The sequence below is a fragment of the Streptomyces sp. NPDC001480 genome, from assembly GCF_042894725.1.
Lineage (GTDB): Bacteria > Actinomycetota > Actinomycetes > Streptomycetales > Streptomycetaceae > Streptomyces.
This window is the reverse complement of sequence record NZ_JBIAVX010000002.1, coordinates 495,207-513,662: the sequence shown is the minus strand read 5'-3', so window position 1 is coordinate 513,662 and position 18,456 is coordinate 495,207. Positions and strand designations below refer to the sequence as shown.

The following is an 18,456-nucleotide window of genomic DNA, read 5'->3' as shown; positions in this document are numbered from 1 at the left end:
GACTGTTCTTCGAAGGTGGATCTCACGGCGTGGTGTACGACTGCCGCTGTCAGGGCCGGGGCAGTGGCAGGCCGGCCAGCGGGTGGCGCCTCGCCCCCCGCGGCTGCCGCTCCGCGGCGCTTTCGTAACTCGTACGCGCCCAAGCAGGACGAGGACGGCGATGGCCGCGAGGTCTGACGCACCCTATGGCTGAGCCGGGAACAAGGTGAGACGGACGCCGCGGTTCAGCCGGTTGCTGAACGGCGCCACAGTGGCCTCACCGATGTGCTCGACCAGTCATTCGTCGTCACCGGTCCGGACGCAGCGCACTCGTCAATCTCCACGAGCAGTGGACCATGATCAACGATCGGCCCGGCGTGGGTCCGTCCCCGCCCTGCAACGAACCCTCAGGATCATCGGTTACACGAGGAACAACCGACAGCATGTCGTTCCTCTCGGCTTGGAGGAGCTTTCCATGGCTGCAGAACTGGACGGATCCACCGCTCTCGTCACCGGCGCCACCGCTGGCATCGGCCGGGCCATTGCCCTTCGCCTGGCAGCGTCGGGGGCCTCGGTCATCGTCCACGGGCGGGACGAGCGGCGAGGTGCTGAGACCGTCAAAGAGATCGCTGCCGCAGGCGGGAAGGCCCGGTTCGTCGCTGCAGATCTGAGCAGCTCTGAAGATGTCCTGCGTCTTGCCGCTGAAGCAGGCGAAGTGGACATTCTGATCAACAACGCCGGTATCTACCGGTTCGCCAGTACGCCGGACACCACCGCCGAGATGTTCGACACTCACATGGCCGTCAACACACGCGCGCCGATGCTCCTGGTCGGTGCCCTCGCCCCGGGAATGGCTGCACGGGGGCGTGGCGCCATCGTGAGTCTGAGCACAGCGGCGGCTACCACGCCGGTGCGGGAAACGGGCGCTTACGGGGCCTCCAAAGCTGCACTCGAACTTCTCACACGCGTATGGGCTGACGAGTTCGGCGCCCACGGCGTCCGCGTGAATGCCGTGGCCCCGGGCCCTGTTTCTACCCCCGGGACGGAGGAGATGGGAGATGAAACCCTCCAGGTGATCGGGCGAACCACCGTACTGGGGCGGGTCGCCGACCCTGAAGAAATCGCGGAAGTGGTTGTGTTCCTTGCCTCCTCCCGTGCCAGCTACATCACCGGCGCGGTTCTCGAGGCGCGCGGCGGACAGCTCGCGATCGGCTGACTCTGGGCTGGGCCGCGATGGACATGTCTGCATTCTTGGGCATGCGGTCAGGGCCGGTCTGGGCGAGGCTGACGTGGTGGTACAGCTCTGTGTGATCGTGTACCCGCGGTTGGGCCGGCGCCGATGATCCCCACACTGATCGCTTTCACGGCGCCCTACGTTCCTGGTGCCCGATCGCAGCCTCGTTCCGGCCCACCTGCGCGTTCTCGAATGCCCTTGTCCGCTGGATCTGGTTCCGACGGAGTAGCCGAGCGAGCGCCTGGCGCATTCCGAGCCTAGAAAGAGACAGGGAGCTCAAGGCGGCGGAGGGAAAGGCTCGGGATGCAGCTCGTCGTGGACCTCACCCGCTGCCAGGCGTACGCACAGTGCGTGTTCCTCGCACCTGAGATGTTCGAGCTGCATGGCGAGGAAGCGCTGCAGTACCGCCAGGAAGTCCCGGACGATCAGCTGGAGCGCGTACGCCAAGCCGCGGCGGCGTGGCCGGTCCAGGCGATCCTCGTGGGCGAGGAGGTGAGAGCGGGTGACCGGTGACCTTCGCAAGGGCCCCATCATCATCGTCGGGGCGTCGCTGGCCGGGCTGCGGGCCGCTGAGGCACTGCGCGAGACGGGCTTCACCGGCTCGCTCACCGTGGTCGGGGACGAGCCCCACCCGCCCTACGACAGGCCACCGCTGTCCAAGCAGGTGCTGCTCGGCATGTCTGCGGCGGACACCACCGGGCTGCCGATGCGCCGCGACCCGGACGCCGACTGGCGGCTCGGAGTACGTGCCACGGGGCTCGACCCGGTCGGCCGTCAGGTCCTGCTGGGCTGCGGCGAGTCCCTGCCCTACGACCGGCTGCTGATCGCCACCGGAACCCGGGCGCGCCCCTGGCCCCAACCGGAGCAGGCCGCCCTGGACGGAGTCTTCACCCTGCGCACGCGTGACGACGCCGGGTGCCTGGCCGAGCGGCTGGCCGCCGGGCCGCGCCGGGTGCTGGTCATCGGCGCAGGCTTCACCGGCTCGGAGATCGCCTCGGCCTGCCGGGAGCGGGGCATCGAGGTCACGGTCGCAGAACGCGGCACCGCACCGCTGGTGGGCGCCCTCGGCGGCACACTGGCGAAGCTCGCAGCCGGCCTGCAGCGGGCCCACGGCGTGGACCTGCGCTGCGGAGTGACGGTCACCGCGCTGTGCGGGAACGCCAGCGGGCGGTTCACCGGAGCCGACCTCTCCGACGGCAGCCACATCGACGCGGACGTGTGCGTCATCGCCCTGGGTGCCGTCCGCAACGTGGAGTGGCTGGCGGATTCCGGGCTAGCGGCGGGCCCGCACGGGGTCGCCTGTGATGCGGGGTGCCGCGCCTTCGACATGTACGGGATCGTCACCGACGACGTCTTCGTGGCCGGCGACGTCTCCCGCTTCCCCCACCCGCTCTTCGACTACTAGATGCTCTCCCTGGAGCACTGGGGCAACGCGGTCACGCAGGCCGAGGTGGCGGCCCACAACATGATCAGTCCCGGGCCGCCGCGGCGCCCCCACCTCGCGGTTCCGGTCTTCTGGTCGAGTCAGTTCGGGGTCAACATCAAGTCTGTGGGCGTCCCCACCTACTCCGACCAGGTGGTCATTGCCCAGGGCTCACTCAGTGAACGTCGTCTGTGCCGACGAGTAGGGCAGGGCGCTTCGGAGCGAACTCGCCGAGTGAGGTGCCGCGAAAACGAACGGCAAGCCAATCGGCATGTAGCTGACCGGGTTGCTCAGACCGTGTCCTCCATGGCTATGGGCCGTTTTGAGATGAGAGAGCAGGTGACCGCAATCGCTGGGGTGCACATGACGTCCACTTCCCCTCATCAGGAGCCGATCCGCGTCGGTGTCGTAGGACTGAGCGCGAGCGGCGGGTGGGCGGCCACCGCCCATGTGCCGGCACTGGCAGGAAGCGACGGATACGAGTTGCGGGCGCTGAGCGCCAGCAGCGCCGAATCCGCGCGTGCGGCCGGCGAGAAGTACGCGGTGCCGCTGGCCTTCGGCAGCGCACAGGAGCTGGCCCGCAGTGAGGAAGTCGATCTCGTAGTGGTGACGGTGAAGGTTCCGCACCACCTGGAGCTCATCCGGCCCGCGCTGGAGGCGGGGAAGATGGTGCTCAGCGAGTGGCCGCTCGGTGCCGACCTTGCGCAGGCCGAGGAGCTGGCAGACCTCGCGCACCGCAGGGGCGTGCTCACAGGAGTCGGCCTGCAGGCACGATCGGCTCCGCCGCTTCGCTATCTGCGGGACCTGGTCGCCGAGGGCTCCGTGGGGCGGGTGCTCTCGACCAGCATGCTCGGCTGGGGCGGGCCCTGGGGCGCCACGTACGACGACGACCATGCGTACCTGCTGGACGTCACCAGCGGCGCCACACTGCTGTCGATCCCCTTCGGGCACTCGGTCGACGCGCTGACCATGGTGCTCGGCGAGTTCCGCGAGGTATCGGCTCACATCGAGAACCTGCGTCCCGAGGTCACCCACGTGACCAGCGGGGCGGTCGCGGCCAAGAGCACCGAGGACCAGATCGCCATGACCGGGCTGCTCGAATCGGGGGCCGTGGCCGCGATGCACTTCCGCGGCGGCACATCCCGGGCCACCGGGTTCCACTGGGAGATCAACGGCACCCAGGGCGATCTCGTCGTGAAGGCCGACCACGACCTGTGGTGGATGGCGCGGCTGCGGCTGTACGGCGCCCGAGGCGACGACGGCGGCTTGGTCGAACTTCCGGTCCCCGCCCGCTACCAGCGGTCGCTGACGCAATGGACCGAGCGATCCACCGAGCCCGCCTGCAACGTCGCCCACCAGTACGCGCTTCTGCGCGACCAGATCACCGGGAGCCTTGGGCCGGATGAGGACGGCGTTCCCGACTTCCGGCACGCCGTGCGGCGACACCGCATGCTGGAGCGGATCCGAGAGGCGGCGCGCGCGGGCCGGAAGGCCACACTCGCAGAGCAGGGCGCGTAGGCCCCGAAGTGAGTCAGGTCGGGAGCTCGACCGTTTCGCCCTCGGCAGGATGACCACGGTTCCGGTGTTTCCCGAGGCCGTTATCCCCATAGAGAAGCGAGCCTGCGCCATTCCTCCCTCGGGAGCTTGTCCCTGTGGGTGCCGGTGAGCACCTGGAGGGCCACGTGGTCGGCGCCTGCCTGGTGGAAGGTGTCGATGCGGTCGCGAACACGGTCCTCGTCGCCCCAGGCGAAGACCGCGTCGATCAGGCGGTCGCTGCCGCCCTCGGCCAGGTCGGCCTCGGTGAAACCGTGCCGCAGGAAGTTGTTGGTGTAGTTCGGCAGGGTGAGGTACATGGCGAGGGCATCGCGGGCCAGGACGCGGGCCCGGGCCCGGTCGGTCTCCAGGACCACCTTCAGCTCCGGGGCGAGCAGCGGGCCGGCGCCGAGGATCTCGCGGGCCTGGGCGGTGTGTTCGGGCGTGACCAGGTAGGGGATGGCGCCGGCCGCCCGCTCGCCGGACAGCTTCAGCATCTTCGGGCCCAGCGCGGCCAGCACCCTGCTGTCGGCGGCGACGCCGGCCTCGTCCAGCTCGTCGAGGTAGTCGGTCATCGCCGCGTACGGGCGGCTGTAGTCCTTCACCAGCGGGCCGTGGCTCACACCGAGACCCACCAGGTAGCGGTCGGGGTGCACCGATTCCACCTCGGCGAAGCCGGCCGCGGTCGTGGCGGCCGCCTGCTGCCAGATGTTCAGGACGCTGGTGCCGACGACGATGCGGCGCGTCGCCCCGATCAGCGGGGCGGCATGGTCGGCGGTGCTGTTGTTCCCGAGCCAGATGGCGCCGTACTCGAGTTCCTCCAGTTCGGCCGCGGCCTCGTCCAGTTCGCCGCGCCGGGCCGGGTCCTCCGAGCGCAGTTCGACACTCCAGACGCCGTACCGGCCGACTCGCTGTTTCAGGGGGACTGTGGTGTCGCTCATCGGGTGTTCCCTCCGGGTGGTGGGCTGTGCCGTGATCATCACGTCTCCAGCCACTGCCGACCGGAGGGCGTCCCGGGTCGATTCCCGCCGTTCCCTCAGTTGGTCGAACGGACCACAAGATGTCGAACACCCACGAGCCCGCCACTGCCTTGGCGGGCGGGCTGGTCGTCTACGACCTCGGCCATCAACGCCGACCGAGAGCTGTGTCTGCGGGGACTGCCGGACCGGGTCGTCGCGGAGGTCCTTTACGGGCTTCAGGCCCGTACCGAGGCAGGCGTCCTGCAGCGGGGAGACACCCCGGACGAGCCCGAGGACACCGGGGCGGGCAAGGACCTCCCCGACGCGGTCGTGCGTCAGCTATGCCACCACCTGGACGAGTTGGAGCAGCTCATCAGCCGCGAGGTCCGCGTGGGCACCGAACTGCTGATGGACACCGGCCGGCGCCCCGAGGAGATCCGCGACCTGCCCCTGGACTGCCTGGGGCAGGCGACGGCTCCCTCGTCCTGGTCTACGACAACCACAAGTCCTACCGAATGGGCCGGCGGCTGCCGATCGGCAAGGCCACCGCGGCCGTCATCACCACCCAGCAGCAGCGGGTGCGAGACATGTTCTCGGACACCCCTGGTGGCGAGCTGAAGCTGCTGCCCAGCATGCGCGCCAACCCGCACGGCACCAAGGCGATCCACTCCATCGGCGAAGGCCACCGCACCTGGGTCGACGCGCTGCCCGACTTCCTGGTCCCCACGACCGTAGAGGAGGACGGGCAGGCGGTCACCCGCCTGCTGCCCTTCGACAAGAGCCGGATCTTCCCCTACGCCTACCGGCACAGCTACGCCCAGCGGCACGCGGACGCCGGTGTGGCTCCGGACGTGCTGAAGGAGCTGATGGACCACTCCGATCTCAAGACCACCCAGAACTACTACCGGGTCAGCCAGGAGCGGCGGCGTGACGCCGTGGACCGGGTCATCGCCTTGCAGTTCGACCGCAACGGCACTCGTGTCTGGCGTAAGGCCCAGTCGCTGCTGGACTCCGAGCACGTCCGCCGGGCGATCGGCGAAGTCAGTGTCCCCTACGGCGTCTGCCAGGAGCCCTCGAACGTCGCGGCCGGCGGCCAGAGCTGCCCGATCCGGTTCCGGTGCGTGGGCTGTGACCACTTCCGTACCGACGTCTCCTACCTGCCTGACCTGCAGGCGTACCTGGCCGGCCTGCTGCGCAGCCAGGAGAAGCTGAGGTCGGCGTTCGCCGCCGACGACTGGGCGCGCAGCGAGGCCATGCCCTCCGAAGAGGAGATCCGTAGAGTGCGCCGGCTGATCGAGGGGGTCAAGGCCGATCTCGGTGACCTCACCGCTGAGGAACAGGCCCAGATCGGCGAGGCCGTCGCCGTCGTACGCCGCAGCCGCAACCGCAACCGCAGTGTGATGCTCGGCATGCCCCGCATCGGCCAACCCCTGCCCGACGGCCACGCCACGAGGTCCGCATGAGCAACGCCATGGCCGACGGCCGCCGGGCTGACGGCGAGCGCCGCCGCCAGCGGGTGATATCCGCTATCGAGCAGGCCACCCGCAACGGCACGGCGATCAGCGTGAGCGGCATCGCCCGGCAGGCCGGGGTCGACCGCACCTTCCTGTACCGCCACCGCGACCTCCTCGGCCTCATCCACGCCGCCGAACTCCAACCCGTTGGCTCGACGTCCTCGGTCGGCCCGCCGGTTAGTCTCGCCTCGCTGCAGGCCGATCTGGCCAACGCGCAAGCCCGCAATACCCGGCTCGTGGAGCAGACCCGGCGTTTGGAGCGACGGCTCTCCGAGTACATGGGTGAGCAGGCGTGGCGCGAATCGGGACTCGGCGCCCCCGTCGACCATGAGGAACTGCGGCGCCAGGTGACCCGTCTGGAGCAGCAAAACACCGAGCTGGCGGCGCGACTGGAGGAGAAGGACGCAGAGTTGGAGGCCGCCCGCGGAGCCAACCGCGAGCTGACCAGGGCGCTGAACCAGCAGCGGAGCGCGGAACGGTAGGTCCTCTTCACGGGGCGGCCGTCTCCCGTTTCCAGCGGGTTCCCTGCCATCGTCACTCGACGCGGGCGGTCAGATACGCCCTCCACTGAAACATCGCTGCAAAGTGCGCGAAAATGGCTGAAGAGGCTGTTTTGGTATGTGCCAGGGAGTCACAGATGGATGCCTCGGACGAACTCCTTCGAGGGGCTGAACCGGCGGCTCTTCTGACGCTGGACGGTGTCATCCGCAGCCTCAACGCCGCGATGGCCACGGCGCTCGGCGGTTCTGCGGAGCAGTGCCTGGGGCGTGGCTTCGGTGATCTGTGGCCCGCAGGCCAGCGGATGTCGGCCGAGAGTCTCGTGGCTCACGCCGCCAAGACGAAGGCGGCCGCGATGCGGGTGCTGGACTTCCCCGGGCGAGGCGGAGCACCCGTTGTTTCCTTGATCGAGGCACAGCAGGTGAAGGATCCTGCAAGTGACGAGCAGCTGGTCTGGGTGCACGCCCTGGATGCGCGAAACGACCTGGCCAGCCTGCTGATCCCGTTCCGGATGGCCACCTCGGCCGCCCACCTCGGCCTGTGGATGTATTCATCCGATGAGCACCAGCTGGAGTGGCTCGGTGGCGCACCCGCCCTGGCGGCACTCTTTCCGGACCCCACTGTGTCGCTCTCCACAGTGATATCGGCAGTGCACTCTGCCGACCGGGAGGCCCTGCGGCAGCTCCTGCGCTCGGCCTCCACCCAGCAGTCCCCCTGGGTGAGGTTGCGGTACCTCCCCCAGCACGAGGGCTGGCACCAACTGACCGCCCAGACTCGTCGGATCCGGCTGGGTTACGGCGGCCCCGAGCGGATCTTCGGATTGCTCCGCGACGACACCAAGCAGGAGAAGCGCAAGGAGAAGGCGAAGGCCGCACTGACTGCCGAGCGACAGCGCGCCAAAGACATCGCCGACTTCTCCTCCGCCTTGATCACCGCAGCCACGGAGCGGGAGCTGCAGCAGGTCGCCCTCACCCGGCTCGCCGCAACCTTCGGCGCCAGCGGCGCCCTGCTCGCACTCGTCGACGAAGGCCGCCTGAGCGTCTCCACCGATGCCGGAATAGCCATGTGCGAGGTCGACGTCCTGCACGGCCTGCCGCTGGACCACCCGAGCGCCCTGCCCGAGGCGATCCGCACCGGCAAGCCGCAGGTCATCCTCGACCGGGAGGACTACATCCGTCGTTGGCCGCAGGGGGCCGAATTTCCGCGGCTCGGCCGACTCGGCTCCGACTACGCCACCTCGATCACCCCCCTCGGCGAGGCAGGCAACCAGCCGCTCGGGGCGTGGCTGGTGACCTACGGCAGCGGATACTGCCCGTCCCTGGATGAGCGGACCCTCATGGGTACGCTGGCCGACCTGGCAGGCCAGGCACTGAGGCGCATCAGATTGCAGCAGGCACGAGTCGAGCTGGCCACGGCGCTGCAGAAGACCATGCTCCCCACGCTGCCCGCGCACCTCGCGGGCCTGGAGGTCGCCGCCCGCTACCGGCCGAGCCGCGACGGGCTGGACATCGGCGGAGACTGGTACGACGCCTTCGTGATGCCCGACGGCACGGTCGCCATGGAGATCGGCGATGCCCAAGGGCACGACGTGGACGCTGCCGCTGCCATGGGACAGGTACGTGCCTCCATGCGCGCGATCGCCGCCCACGAACCGGATCCCGCAACCGTGCTGACGCGCACCAACGAACTGCTCGTCACGATGGGCGCGGCGCGATTCTCCAGCTGCACCATGCTGCATATCGACCCGGGCGACGGACGGGTCACCGGCTCCAGCGCCGGCCATGTGCCGGTGCTGTGCGCGCGCAAGGACGGCAGCCACAGCATCCACGAGCTGCCGGGCGGGCCGGTCCTGGGAGTCGTGCCCGACATCGAGTACCGCGAGGAGACCTTCACCCTGGACGCGGACAGCGCGCTGGTCATGGTCACCGACGGCGTGGTCGAAGGACCGGGCCTCACGTTGGAAGCCGGACTGGAACGAGCCGGAACACTGGCCGGCGAGGCCCTCCACGACGGACTGAACGCCGAGGAGACCGCCGACCGCGTCCTCGACGCCGCGGTCGCGGTCGACCACCTCGACGACGTGGCCGTGCTGGTCATCCGACGCACATGACGGCGCCCGCGTCTCACGACCTCGCTGCAAGACCACCACTCGCGCTCATTCGCCGAGCGGTGTGTTCTCGATGACTCAGCCAAGCCAGCCGTGGAAGGGACCATCCGCCCCCAGTCACCCAGCGCCCCAGTTTGGAAGATCGCGTAGGCGGATCAGGGCTGAGCCGGGGTGACGCTGACCTGCGTGTTCCTGGGCGGCTTGCCGGTATTCCCCGTCGCTCCCCGCAAGTTTCTGCTCGATCGGGCATGCAGGGGGCACGCGTGGCCTCCTCCCGCTCTATCAGGTCGTTCACATTCCGGGCCCGAGACGGCCTGGTCGGCGCCCCGTCGGAAGGGGTACTCAACGCGGCGAGAGAATCGGACGGCCACCGATTGCCGGACCTGACGCGAAACCGGGTGGAAGCTGCAGAGCGATGGCTTCGTCATGAAGTTCGCCACCGAGGCGTGGACGCGGCCGGTAGGGCAACTGGGGCGTCGGGCCGACTCGAGCGCGGCACGTGCCTCGCCGGCCGTTCGGGCCGGCACGACCCGACGTCGGAATGTGATGGGAGAAGTGGCTCCTCGGTGGCCCCGAGATGCCCTGGACGGGCAAGCGCCGCACCCTGGAACGGAGCCGACGAGTCGGGATGGACCGCCGATGGCGAACCTCATGCGAGTGGTCTCGCGCCAGGGCACACGCCTGCACCAGGGGCGATGGAGCGCGGGACGGACCCCGGCCGCATGTACCCACCGCGTGGGAAGGGAAGGGAGCGCCGCAGTGTAAGTGAACTGAGACTTTGCCTGGGCGACCGACAGCACGGCCGAGCCGTCCTGACCACTGACCCCTGGCCGTGATTCCCCTTGCCCACAGGCACCAGAGCACCCAGGAGCGACGACAAGACATGAATGCGTACAAACCAGTCCATCGCGTAGCGATCGTCGGCACCGGCACCATCGGAGCGAGCTGGGCGACGCATTATCTCGCTCGAGGCTTCGAGGTCACGGCAACCGACCCTGCTCCGGCTGCGGAGAAGGCCCTCAGGTCGTACGTAGACGCAGCTTGGGAGTCGGCAGCCACGCTCGGGGCCGAACCTGGAACCTCACCCGATCGCCTGAGGTTCACCGCCGATATGCGACAGGCCGTCGCGGACGCCGATTTCGTGCAGGAGAACGCGCCGGAGCGCCCGGAGCTGAAGGTCAAGCTGTTCGCCGACATCGACGAGGCCACACCGCCGGACTCCATCATCGCGTCGAGTTCGTCGGGCATCACGATGAGTGTCATCCAAGCGGAGTGCCGACGTCCGGAGCGCACCCTCATCGGGCACCCCTTCAACCCGCCACACATCATCCCGCTGGTCGAAGTCGTCGGCGGAACGAAGACCGCCCCGGAGACGATCCGGGACGCGATGTCCTTCTACGCCGCGATCGGCAAGAAGCCGATTCACCTCAAGAAGGAGCTCCCCGGGCACGTCGCCAACCGTCTCCAGGCCGCGCTGTATCGCGAGGTCGTCCACCTGATCGAGCAGGGTGTGCTCGACGTCGCGGACTCCGACGACGCGGTGTCCTGGGGTCCAGGACTCAGGTGGGGTGTCATGGGACCCAATCTGCTGTGGCATCTCGGCGGCGGCGAGGGCGGCATCCAGCACTTCATGGACACCCTCATGCCTCGGTTGACCGGGATGTGGCAGGACCTGGGCACCCCGGAGCTCACACCCGAGCTCAGAGAGAAGATCGTCGACGGCGTCCTGCATGAGGTGAACGGCCACTCGGTCGACGAACTGGCCGCCCAGCGTGACGCGATGCTGCTCAGTCTGCTCGCTGTGCGCGCCGCATCCGGCCCGCACAGCGACACAGCCGGCCGGTCGGCATGAGACGGCACCCGTGGCACTCGGTTCTCACCCGGGAGGAGACACGGTGACAGAGCGGCAGGAAAGACTGTTCGTGCTCGAACTCAGCGGTGACGGCCGCGTGTTCTCCGTGAACCCCGACGGTGCCGACAAGACGGTCCTCGTCACCGGATGCAGGTACCCGGACGGTGTGGCCGTCGATGTCGGGGCAGGTCACATCTACTGGACGAACATGGGGTCGCCGCCGGTGAACGACGGCTCGATCGAGCGCGTCGACCTGGACGGAAGCAATAGGACGACGATCGTTCCCAGCGGCGGAACGCACACACCGAAGCAGCTGCACTTCGAGGTCACCGGCCGAAAGCTGTACTGGGGCGATCGCGAAGGAATGCGCGTCATGCGCTGCGACCTCGACGGCTCGAACGTGGAGACCCTCGTGCAGACAGGGCGGGGAGACGACGACCGCCGCGACCAGACCAACTGGTGCGTCGGAGTCGCCGTCGACCCTGGTGGCGGCCACCTGTACTGGACGCAGAAGGGCCCGAGCGATGCGGGACTGGGCAAGATCCTACGGGCCGCGATCGACCTTCCCGCCGGTGAATCCGCCGCCGACCGCAGCGACATCGAGGTGCTGCTCCAGGGGCTGCCGGAGCCGATCGACCTGCAGCTCGACCTCGCTGAGCGCACGCTGTACTGGACCGACCGAGGGGACCCGCCGCGAGGCAACTCCGTGAATCGCACGCCGATGGATCCGCCGAACGGGCGGCGGGAGCCCGAGATCCTGTGGACCCACCTGATGGAAGGCATCGGCATCGCTCTCGATCTGGACGGAGGCCGCATATTCGTGACCGACATGGCCGGGACCGTCTACGCAGCGGATCTCGACGGATCGAACCGGCGGGAGATCCTCATCGCGCAGGGCAACCTCACCGGGATCGCCCATGCCGTGATTCCCACGTGATTCCAGCGACGGCAGTGGTGGCGTCGGGCTTCTGCTGCTGCTCGCGCCGTGCGGCTGCCCCAGGGCGGACGCCACGGCACATTGCGCCCGACGTGACGGTGAGACCTGCGGTCAAAGACCTGAGATGCGGCACCCACGTGGTGCGGCAGAATGGACAGCGAAGCCTTCGTGCGGGCAAGCGGTGCATGTTTGGGGATTCGACCGGCGATCGCCCAAGAGTCCGACGGCCCGGAAACACATACCGAGGCGCGGTGCTGTGGCTCCACGCCCAGCAGGGAAACCACACGCTGCCAAGGACCCGATGTCGCCATCGAGAAGGCCGCAGAGCGCAAGCCGCAACCGATGAGGTGATCTCGACGACGGTCACCTCCCGGTTCCGCTGCGCATGAGGGCGGCGCGGGCGATCCCGCTGTCGCCGAGGCTACGCAGCCGACGAAGGCGAACCTGCCGAAGGGTGGCTCTGCCATGAACCTCGCGTCGCACGTCGTACGAAGCGCCAGTGCCCACCCGGACCGCGCCGCGCTGCGTCTAGGGGATGACATCCTCTCGTATCGCGCGCTTGACCAGGTCAGCGCCCGGATGGCGGGACTGCTCCGCGACCGCGGCGTCAAACCTGGCGACCAAGTCGGGATCATGCTGCCCAACAGTCCGGAATTCGCCATCGCCTACTTCGGCGTGCTCCGGGCCGGCGGCATCGTCGTTCCGATGAACCCCCTGCTCAAGGCCCGGGAGGTCGCCTACTACCTCGGCGACTCGGGCTCCCGGCTGCTCTTCGCCCGGCCCGCCTTCCCCGAGGAGGTACGCACCGGCGCACAGCAGGTCGAGGCCGATGCGGTGGTCGTCGATCCCAGCGGATTCGACGCGCTGCTCGCCTCCGCCCCACTCGCCGAGGACGTGATCGAGCGGCGCGAGGACGACACCGCGGTGATCCTCTACACATCGGGGACGACCGGTGAGCCGAAGGGGGCGGAACTGACCCACGCCAACCTCACCCGAAACTGTGACGTCGTGGCGTCCGAGTTGGTTCATCTCACCTCGGACGACGTGATCTTCGGTGGGCTCCCCCTGTTCCACGCGTTCGGGCAGAGCTGCACGCTCAACGCCGCCGTCACCGCCGGCGCGTGTCTGACGCTGCTACCGCGCTTCGACGCCGGGCAGGCGCTGCAGATGCTGGCCGAGCACGGGGTGACGGTCTTCGCCGGGGTACCGACGATCTTCAGCAGGCTGTTGCAGCCGCCGGACCGGGAGACCTACGACGTCTCCGCGCTCCGGCTGGCCGTCTCCGGTGGCGCGGCGATTCCGGTCCAGGTGCTGCGCGACTTCGAGGCCGCGTTCGGCTGTGTGGTGCTCGAAGGCTACGGACTGTCGGAAACCTCGCCGGTCGCCTCTTTCAGCCGCCTGGATGCCCCGCGCAAGCCCGGCTCGATCGGCACCCCGATCCACGGCGTCCAGATGCGGGTGGTCGACGACGGCGGCATCGAGGTGCCGCAGGGCGAGACCGGCGAGATCGTGATCCGCGGTCACAACGTGATGAAGGGGTACTGGCAGCGTCCCGAAGCCACGGCCGCCGCGATCCGCAACGGCTGGTTGCACACCGGCGACCTTGCCCGGGTCGACCTGGACGGGTACTTCTGGATCGTCGGCCGGGAGAAGGATCTGATCATTCGCGGCGGGTACAACGTGTACCCGCGCGAGGTCGAAGACGTGCTGTACGAACATCCGGCGGTGGCCGATGCCGCGGTCATCGGCCTGCCCAATCCTGATCTCGGCGAGGAGATCGGCGCCGCCGTCGTTCTCAAGCCAGGCGCCGCTGCCACGGCCCAGGAGCTGCGCGACTACGTCAAGCGGCAGGTCGCCGCGTACGAATATCCGCGGAAGGTATGGATCGTGGACGCGTTGCCGAAAGGGCCCACCGGCAAGATCCTCAAGCGGGAGATCGTCCCGCCGGCCGAACCGGGCAAGCGATGAGCTGATTCCGCCGGGACAGGGCGTGAGCACTTCGTCGGTCAGTTCAACGTGGCCGCGAGAGCGGCGGATTGCCTACGAGTGCGCTCAGGAGGGGCCCGGTCGCAGGAAAGTTGAGCCGAGGTACTGAACCGCGAGCAGCGCCAACTCCAGGTCGCGGCGCCGCTCCTGCAGTGGTCGCCCCAGGATTTCCTCGGCTCTTCGGATGCGGTACTGCACGGTGTTCTTGTGCAGAATCTGATGGCGGGCGGTGGCGGTGTAGCTGCAGCCGGTGGCGAAGAAAGTCTGCAAGGTCTCCCGGAGCCGGGCGCAGCGCTCGTCGTCGACGGCCAGGGCACCCAGCACGCTCCACACCCAGGCGCGGGTGTCCTCAATGTTCGTGCACATCAATGCAATCGGGGCGACTTGGGCGTACGCGGTGACCCGGGCTCCGGTACCCGCCGCCATCGCTAGTTCCTGTGCGCGCACAGCCTGGCGATGAGTGCGGCGGAAACCCTCGACGCCGGGTTCCACGTCCCCCACGGCCGCCCACGCCATGGGGTCGCCGTCCTCGACCGCACTGGCCAGCACGTCCCAGGAAACCCGGGGCGAACGAAAGGCCAGCCAGGCCCAGGCCAGGGATTCCTCCCGGGCGGCGAACAGCGGGTTGGCACAGCAGTTGAGTTCCACGGCGATCCGGCTTGTCAGCCGGTCGAGCCGGGCGAGACCTTCACCGCCAAGGGGCCGCCGGGGCAGCCAGAGGATCAACCCCACGTGATGATGTTGACCTATCCGATAGCCAAGGGCTGATTCCGCCGAGTCGGCGTCCACGTGCTTTTCGGCCAGGATCTCTCGCACCCGTACGGCGCGCACGGCGGTCTGGCCCAGCAGCCAACGATCCCGTTCCAACTGGTAGACCTCGATGACTCGTTCGCTGACGCGGTCGATGTATCCGAAGCTCAGCTCCAGCATGAGGCGCGCGGTAGCCGTGCAGACCTTCTCATCGGGTCCTTGACGGCGGAGCTCGTCCAGGCACCACTCCAGGAAACGCCAGTGACCGATCCGGTAGGACCTGACGAGCGAGCTGATGGGAACATTGCGCTGAGCCAGCCGTCGCGCATAATCCAGTGCAGCCGCGGGCCCGTCCACGGTGTTCAGCGGCATGTCGTTCTCAAATCCGTGCAGCAATGTGGCGATATTCTCCTCGACGCTCGCTTTAAGGGTGTCGAGAATTATCCGATCGCCTCTCAGGTGCGGGATTTCGGCAATCACAAGCTCCCACACGTCCTGGCTGACTTCCGGCATGTGCGCAGCCACGTTCGACGCCACGACGGACAGGCACTTTGCTGCTTCGACGCTGCCCACAGCCATATCGTCACGCTATCGCCATGGTCCCGACCGCGCCATCCAACGCACAGATCTCCGGCAGCCGGTTCTTCCGGCGGCCAGGTAGACATTGTGCGCCGGGTGAGTTGCCGACCTTCCATGCCTCGCGCCTTTCTGTGCCGGAGCGGTCACCCCGAGTGCATCGGGTCGCGGGTACGAATTACTTCGGAAAGCTCGTGCTCTGCGTCCGATGGTTTCCCGCACGCCAGCCCCTAGCGTCGTGTCATGGGGACGAAGCGAACCCAGGTCGAGCAAAAGGGAGCGTCGGACGGATGAACGCGAAAAGCCAGGACACGATGATGCCCGTCGACGTCACCACCGTCGGCCCGGGGAACGGGCATCCGGTCGTCCAGCCACCCGTGCTGGGGGGCCCCGAGCATACGGATTACTACCTGCTGAACGACCTGCTCACGGATGATCAGCAGGCACTGCGGCAACGCGTGCGTGAGTTCATGGACCAGGAGGTCATCCCGATCATCAACCCCTACTGGGAGCGCGCGGAGTTTCCGCACGAGTTGGTTCCCAAGCTGGCGCAGCTGGGCATCGCAGGTTTCCAGGTTCCCGGCTACGGCTCGCCCGGGATGAGCAACGTGACGGCCGGTGTAGTGATCATGGAGCTGGCCCGCGGTGATCTGAGCATGTCCACGTTCATAGGAGTGCACTCGGCCCTGGCCATGATGTCGATCGCGCTGCTGGGCTCGGAGGAGCAGAAGCAGCGCTTCCTGCCGCAGATGGCGCGTCTGGAGAAGATCGGCGCCTTCGGTCTGACCGAGCCGGCCCACGGCACGGACGTGGTCAAGCTGGAGACGACCGCGCACAGGGACGGCGACTCGTACGTACTCAACGGCCACAAGCGCTGGATCGGTAACGCGACCTTCGCCGACTACGTGATCATCTGGGCCCGCGGCGATGACGACGGCCACGTGGGCGGTTACGTCGTCGAGAAGGGCGCCCCGGGGTTCGAGGCCGAGGTCATCACCGGCAAGACGGCGCTGCGCTGCGTGCAGAACGCGCAGATCTCCCTCACCGACGTCCGCGTGCCCGCCGAGAACCGCCTGGCCAACGTCAACACCTTCCGTGACACCGAGAAGGTCCTGCTGGCCTCGCGTTTCTGCGTGGCCTGGGAGTCGATCGGCGCCGCCATCGCCGGCTACGAGACCGCACTGGCCTATGCCATGCAGCGCAAGCAGTTCGGTGTACCACTGGCGGCCTTCCAGCTCGTCCAGTACCGGCTGGCGCGGATGCTGGCGGACATCACCGACATGGTGTGCATGCAGTACCGGCTCAGCCAGCTCATGGACGAAGGCAAGTATTCGATGCCGCGGGTCGCGCTGGCCAAGATGCACTACACGGAACGCGCGAGTGCCATCCTCTCCGACGCCCGCGACATGCTCGGCGGCAACGGCATCCTGCTCGACTACCACGTGGCCCGGCATCTGTGCGACATCGAGGCCATCGACACCTACGAGGGCACCGACACGGTGCAGGCACTGATCGTCGGGCGCGACATCACCGGATACAACGCCTTCGTGCCCATGGCCCCCGACGGCCGCCACTAGCGCCGGTGCGCCTCGCACCTCGCACCACGACAGCGCCGAAGCCCTGCGCCCCCGGGGACCGGCCGTCAGTACACCCTTCGCCGCTGCGCCGCCTGCCGTGCATCTCCCATGACGGCCCGCTGCAGGCAGCGCCGGCGACGAGGACAACCCACATGTCCGCCGGACACCCGCGGAAGAGGAACCTCTCATGGAGAACACGCCCTTGCTGGAGGGACTGCACGTCGTCGATATCGCCAGTTTCATCGCCGGGCCGGCCGCGGCCACCGTGCTCGGTGACTTCGGCGCCGATGTCGTCAAGGTCGAACCACCGCGCACCGGCGACAGCTACCGTGCACTCAGCCGTATTCCCCCCAACCCCCGCGTCGACGGGGTCAATTACCCCTGGCAGCTGGACAACCGCAACAAGCGCAGCATCGAGCTCGACCTGAAATCGTCCGGCGCCCGGTCCGTACTCGAACGGCTGGTGCGGTGGGCCGACGTCCTGGTCACCAACTTCCCGCCCCGCACCCGAGACAAGCTCGGCCTGGACTACGACGATCTTGCCTCCCTGAACCCCCGGCTGGTCTACGCCGACGTCACCGGCTTCGGTGAGCAAGGCCCGGACGCGCACCTGCCCGGCTTCGACGTCACGGCGTTCTGGGCACGCAGCGGTCTGATGGACTTCACTCGCCAGCGCGACGCGGCCCCGGCCATCAGCGCGTTCGGCTCCGGCGACCATCCCACCTCGATCACTCTGTTCGCCGGGATCATGACCGCCCTGTACCGACGCGAGAAGACCGGCCAGGGCGCACGCGTCAGCGCATCCCTGATCGCGGAAGGCGCCTGGGCTGCGGGGATGTGGCTGCAGGCTGCCCTGCTCGGCGCGAAACCACCCCGCCCCATCGACCGCTCCGACCCGCCCAACGCCCTGGGCAACGTGTACCGCACCGCGGACGACCGCTGGATCCTCCTGGCCTTCGCCAACGAAGACAAGCAGGTCCCCCTGTTCCTCAAGGCCATCGGGCACCCCGAGGCCGCCGAGGACCCCCGGTTCCACGACACCCCCAGCCGCCGCGCCCACGCCGCCGAGATCGTCGCTCTGCTGGACAAACGGTTCGCCACCCGTCCCCTGGCCGAATGGCGCGAGGTACTCGACGCCGCCGGCCTCACCTACGGGGTCGTCCAGACACTCGAGGAATTCGCCCACGACCCCCAACTCCTGGCCAATCAGATCGTGGTGCCGATCGAGGACGGCAGCAGCGAGCCACACATGACCCTCAACAGCCCCGTGCACCTGGACCAAGAACAGAAAGTCCCCGCACGCCCGGCTCCCGATCTGGGTGAGCACACCGAAGAGGTCCTCACAGAGCTCGGCTTCACTGCCGACGACATCGAATCCCTGCGTAGCGGTGGAGCGGTCCCGCGCTAGCAGTGGTCGCACACCAACAACACCGGCGCAGGCGGTGAACAACCCCGAGAATCAAGCCCTCCGCTGTCAGCGGTCGGAGATTCACACCGGTGGGAACGACCGGGAGAGACAAGGAATGCCCAC

13 protein-coding genes and 1 pseudogene are annotated in these 18,456 nt (G+C 68.2%); 12 read left to right on the top strand and 2 right to left on the bottom strand.

Annotation, left to right across the window (positions count from 1 at the left end):
* Positions 1 to 454 precede the first annotated feature (454 nt).
* From ACFY01_RS06225 to ACFY01_RS06210, 4 genes and pseudogenes are all read left to right on the top strand, one after another.
* Positions 455 to 1,195 carry an SDR family NAD(P)-dependent oxidoreductase gene (locus ACFY01_RS06225; protein ID WP_390734459.1) on the top strand — a complete coding sequence of 247 codons (741 nt, stop codon included), beginning with the start codon at positions 455 to 457 and terminating at the stop codon, positions 1,193 to 1,195.
* Positions 1,196 to 1,516: 321 nt separating this feature from the next.
* Complete coding sequence (locus ACFY01_RS06220) at positions 1,517 to 1,726, top strand: ferredoxin (RefSeq protein ID WP_390734458.1); 210 nt, start codon at positions 1,517 to 1,519, stop codon at positions 1,724 to 1,726.
* A pseudogene (locus ACFY01_RS06215) lies at positions 1,716 to 2,828 on the top strand (NAD(P)/FAD-dependent oxidoreductase); the annotation flags it as partial. The gene ACFY01_RS06220 and the pseudogene ACFY01_RS06215, both read left to right, overlap by 11 nt.
* 171 nt (positions 2,829 to 2,999) lie before the next feature.
* The gene (locus tag ACFY01_RS06210) at positions 3,000 to 4,154 is read left to right on the top strand and encodes a Gfo/Idh/MocA family protein (RefSeq protein WP_390734675.1); all 1,155 of its coding nucleotides are present in this window, start codon (positions 3,000 to 3,002) and stop codon (positions 4,152 to 4,154) included.
* A gap of 80 nt (positions 4,155 to 4,234) precedes the next feature.
* On the opposite strand, the gene ACFY01_RS06205 is transcribed toward ACFY01_RS06210, so the two are convergent.
* Positions 4,235 to 5,110: an LLM class F420-dependent oxidoreductase gene (locus ACFY01_RS06205; protein WP_390734457.1), complete on the bottom strand. Its 876-nt coding sequence runs from the start codon at positions 5,108 to 5,110 to the stop codon at positions 4,235 to 4,237.
* 533 nt (positions 5,111 to 5,643) lie between these two features.
* Between ACFY01_RS06205 and ACFY01_RS06200 the strand changes: the two genes are divergently transcribed.
* From ACFY01_RS06200 to ACFY01_RS06175, 6 genes are all read left to right on the top strand, one after another.
* A complete protein-coding gene (locus ACFY01_RS06200; RefSeq protein WP_390734456.1) occupies positions 5,644 to 6,591 on the top strand; it encodes a hypothetical protein in 948 nt (315 codons plus the stop codon).
* Complete coding sequence (locus ACFY01_RS06195; protein WP_390734455.1) at positions 6,588 to 7,124, top strand: DUF6262 family protein; 537 nt, start codon at positions 6,588 to 6,590, stop codon at positions 7,122 to 7,124. Before ACFY01_RS06200 ends, ACFY01_RS06195 begins: the two co-directional genes overlap by 4 nt.
* A gap of 155 nt (positions 7,125 to 7,279) precedes the next feature.
* Positions 7,280 to 9,250, top strand: a complete 1,971-nt coding sequence (locus tag ACFY01_RS06190) for a SpoIIE family protein phosphatase (protein ID WP_390734454.1) — start codon at positions 7,280 to 7,282, stop codon at positions 9,248 to 9,250.
* An 880-nt stretch (positions 9,251 to 10,130) separates the two neighbouring features.
* Positions 10,131 to 11,099 carry a 3-hydroxyacyl-CoA dehydrogenase NAD-binding domain-containing protein gene (locus tag ACFY01_RS06185; protein ID WP_390734453.1) on the top strand — a complete coding sequence of 323 codons (969 nt, stop codon included), beginning with the start codon at positions 10,131 to 10,133 and terminating at the stop codon, positions 11,097 to 11,099.
* Between the two features lie 43 nt (positions 11,100 to 11,142).
* Positions 11,143 to 12,036: a 3-hydroxyacyl-CoA dehydrogenase gene (locus ACFY01_RS06180; RefSeq protein WP_390734452.1), complete on the top strand. Its 894-nt coding sequence runs from the start codon at positions 11,143 to 11,145 to the stop codon at positions 12,034 to 12,036.
* A 465-nt stretch (positions 12,037 to 12,501) separates the two neighbouring features.
* Positions 12,502 to 14,004, top strand: coding sequence for a long-chain fatty acid--CoA ligase (locus ACFY01_RS06175; RefSeq protein WP_390734451.1), 1,503 nt, complete (start codon positions 12,502 to 12,504; stop codon positions 14,002 to 14,004).
* Between the two features lie 84 nt (positions 14,005 to 14,088).
* On the opposite strand, the gene ACFY01_RS06170 is transcribed toward ACFY01_RS06175, so the two are convergent.
* Positions 14,089 to 15,345, bottom strand: coding sequence for a PucR family transcriptional regulator (locus ACFY01_RS06170; RefSeq protein WP_390734450.1), 1,257 nt, complete (start codon positions 15,343 to 15,345; stop codon positions 14,089 to 14,091).
* A gap of 293 nt (positions 15,346 to 15,638) precedes the next feature.
* Here ACFY01_RS06170 and ACFY01_RS06165 point away from each other — a divergent pair, with 293 nt between their 5' ends.
* A complete protein-coding gene (locus ACFY01_RS06165; protein WP_390734449.1) occupies positions 15,639 to 16,925 on the top strand; it encodes an acyl-CoA dehydrogenase family protein in 1,287 nt (428 codons plus the stop codon).
* A gap of 187 nt (positions 16,926 to 17,112) precedes the next feature.
* Positions 17,113 to 18,333, top strand: coding sequence for a CaiB/BaiF CoA transferase family protein (locus tag ACFY01_RS06160; protein WP_390734448.1), 1,221 nt, complete (start codon positions 17,113 to 17,115; stop codon positions 18,331 to 18,333).
* Positions 18,334 to 18,456: the final 123 nt, after the last annotated feature.

What these genes read in the sequence shown, in the direction of transcription:
- ACFY01_RS06165 (WP_390734449.1), top strand. Translation starts at nt 15,639, where the DNA reads ATGAACGCGAAAAGCCAGGACACGATGATGCCCGTCGACGTCACCACC.
- ACFY01_RS06210 (WP_390734675.1), top strand. Translation starts at nt 3,000, where the DNA reads ATGACGTCCACTTCCCCTCATCAGGAGCCGATCCGCGTCGGTGTCGTA.
- ACFY01_RS06185 (WP_390734453.1), top strand. Translation starts at nt 10,131, where the DNA reads ATGAATGCGTACAAACCAGTCCATCGCGTAGCGATCGTCGGCACCGGC.
- ACFY01_RS06160 (WP_390734448.1), top strand. Translation starts at nt 17,113, where the DNA reads ATGGAGAACACGCCCTTGCTGGAGGGACTGCACGTCGTCGATATCGCC.
- ACFY01_RS06195 (WP_390734455.1), top strand. Translation starts at nt 6,588, where the DNA reads ATGAGCAACGCCATGGCCGACGGCCGCCGGGCTGACGGCGAGCGCCGC.
- ACFY01_RS06200 (WP_390734456.1), top strand. Translation starts at nt 5,644, where the DNA reads ATGGGCCGGCGGCTGCCGATCGGCAAGGCCACCGCGGCCGTCATCACC.
- ACFY01_RS06175 (WP_390734451.1), top strand. Translation starts at nt 12,502, where the DNA reads ATGAACCTCGCGTCGCACGTCGTACGAAGCGCCAGTGCCCACCCGGAC.
- ACFY01_RS06225 (WP_390734459.1), top strand. Translation starts at nt 455, where the DNA reads ATGGCTGCAGAACTGGACGGATCCACCGCTCTCGTCACCGGCGCCACC.
- ACFY01_RS06205 (WP_390734457.1), bottom strand. Translation starts at nt 5,110, where the DNA reads ATGAGCGACACCACAGTCCCCCTGAAACAGCGAGTCGGCCGGTACGGC.
- ACFY01_RS06220 (WP_390734458.1), top strand. Translation starts at nt 1,517, where the DNA reads ATGCAGCTCGTCGTGGACCTCACCCGCTGCCAGGCGTACGCACAGTGC.
- ACFY01_RS06190 (WP_390734454.1), top strand. Translation starts at nt 7,280, where the DNA reads ATGGATGCCTCGGACGAACTCCTTCGAGGGGCTGAACCGGCGGCTCTT.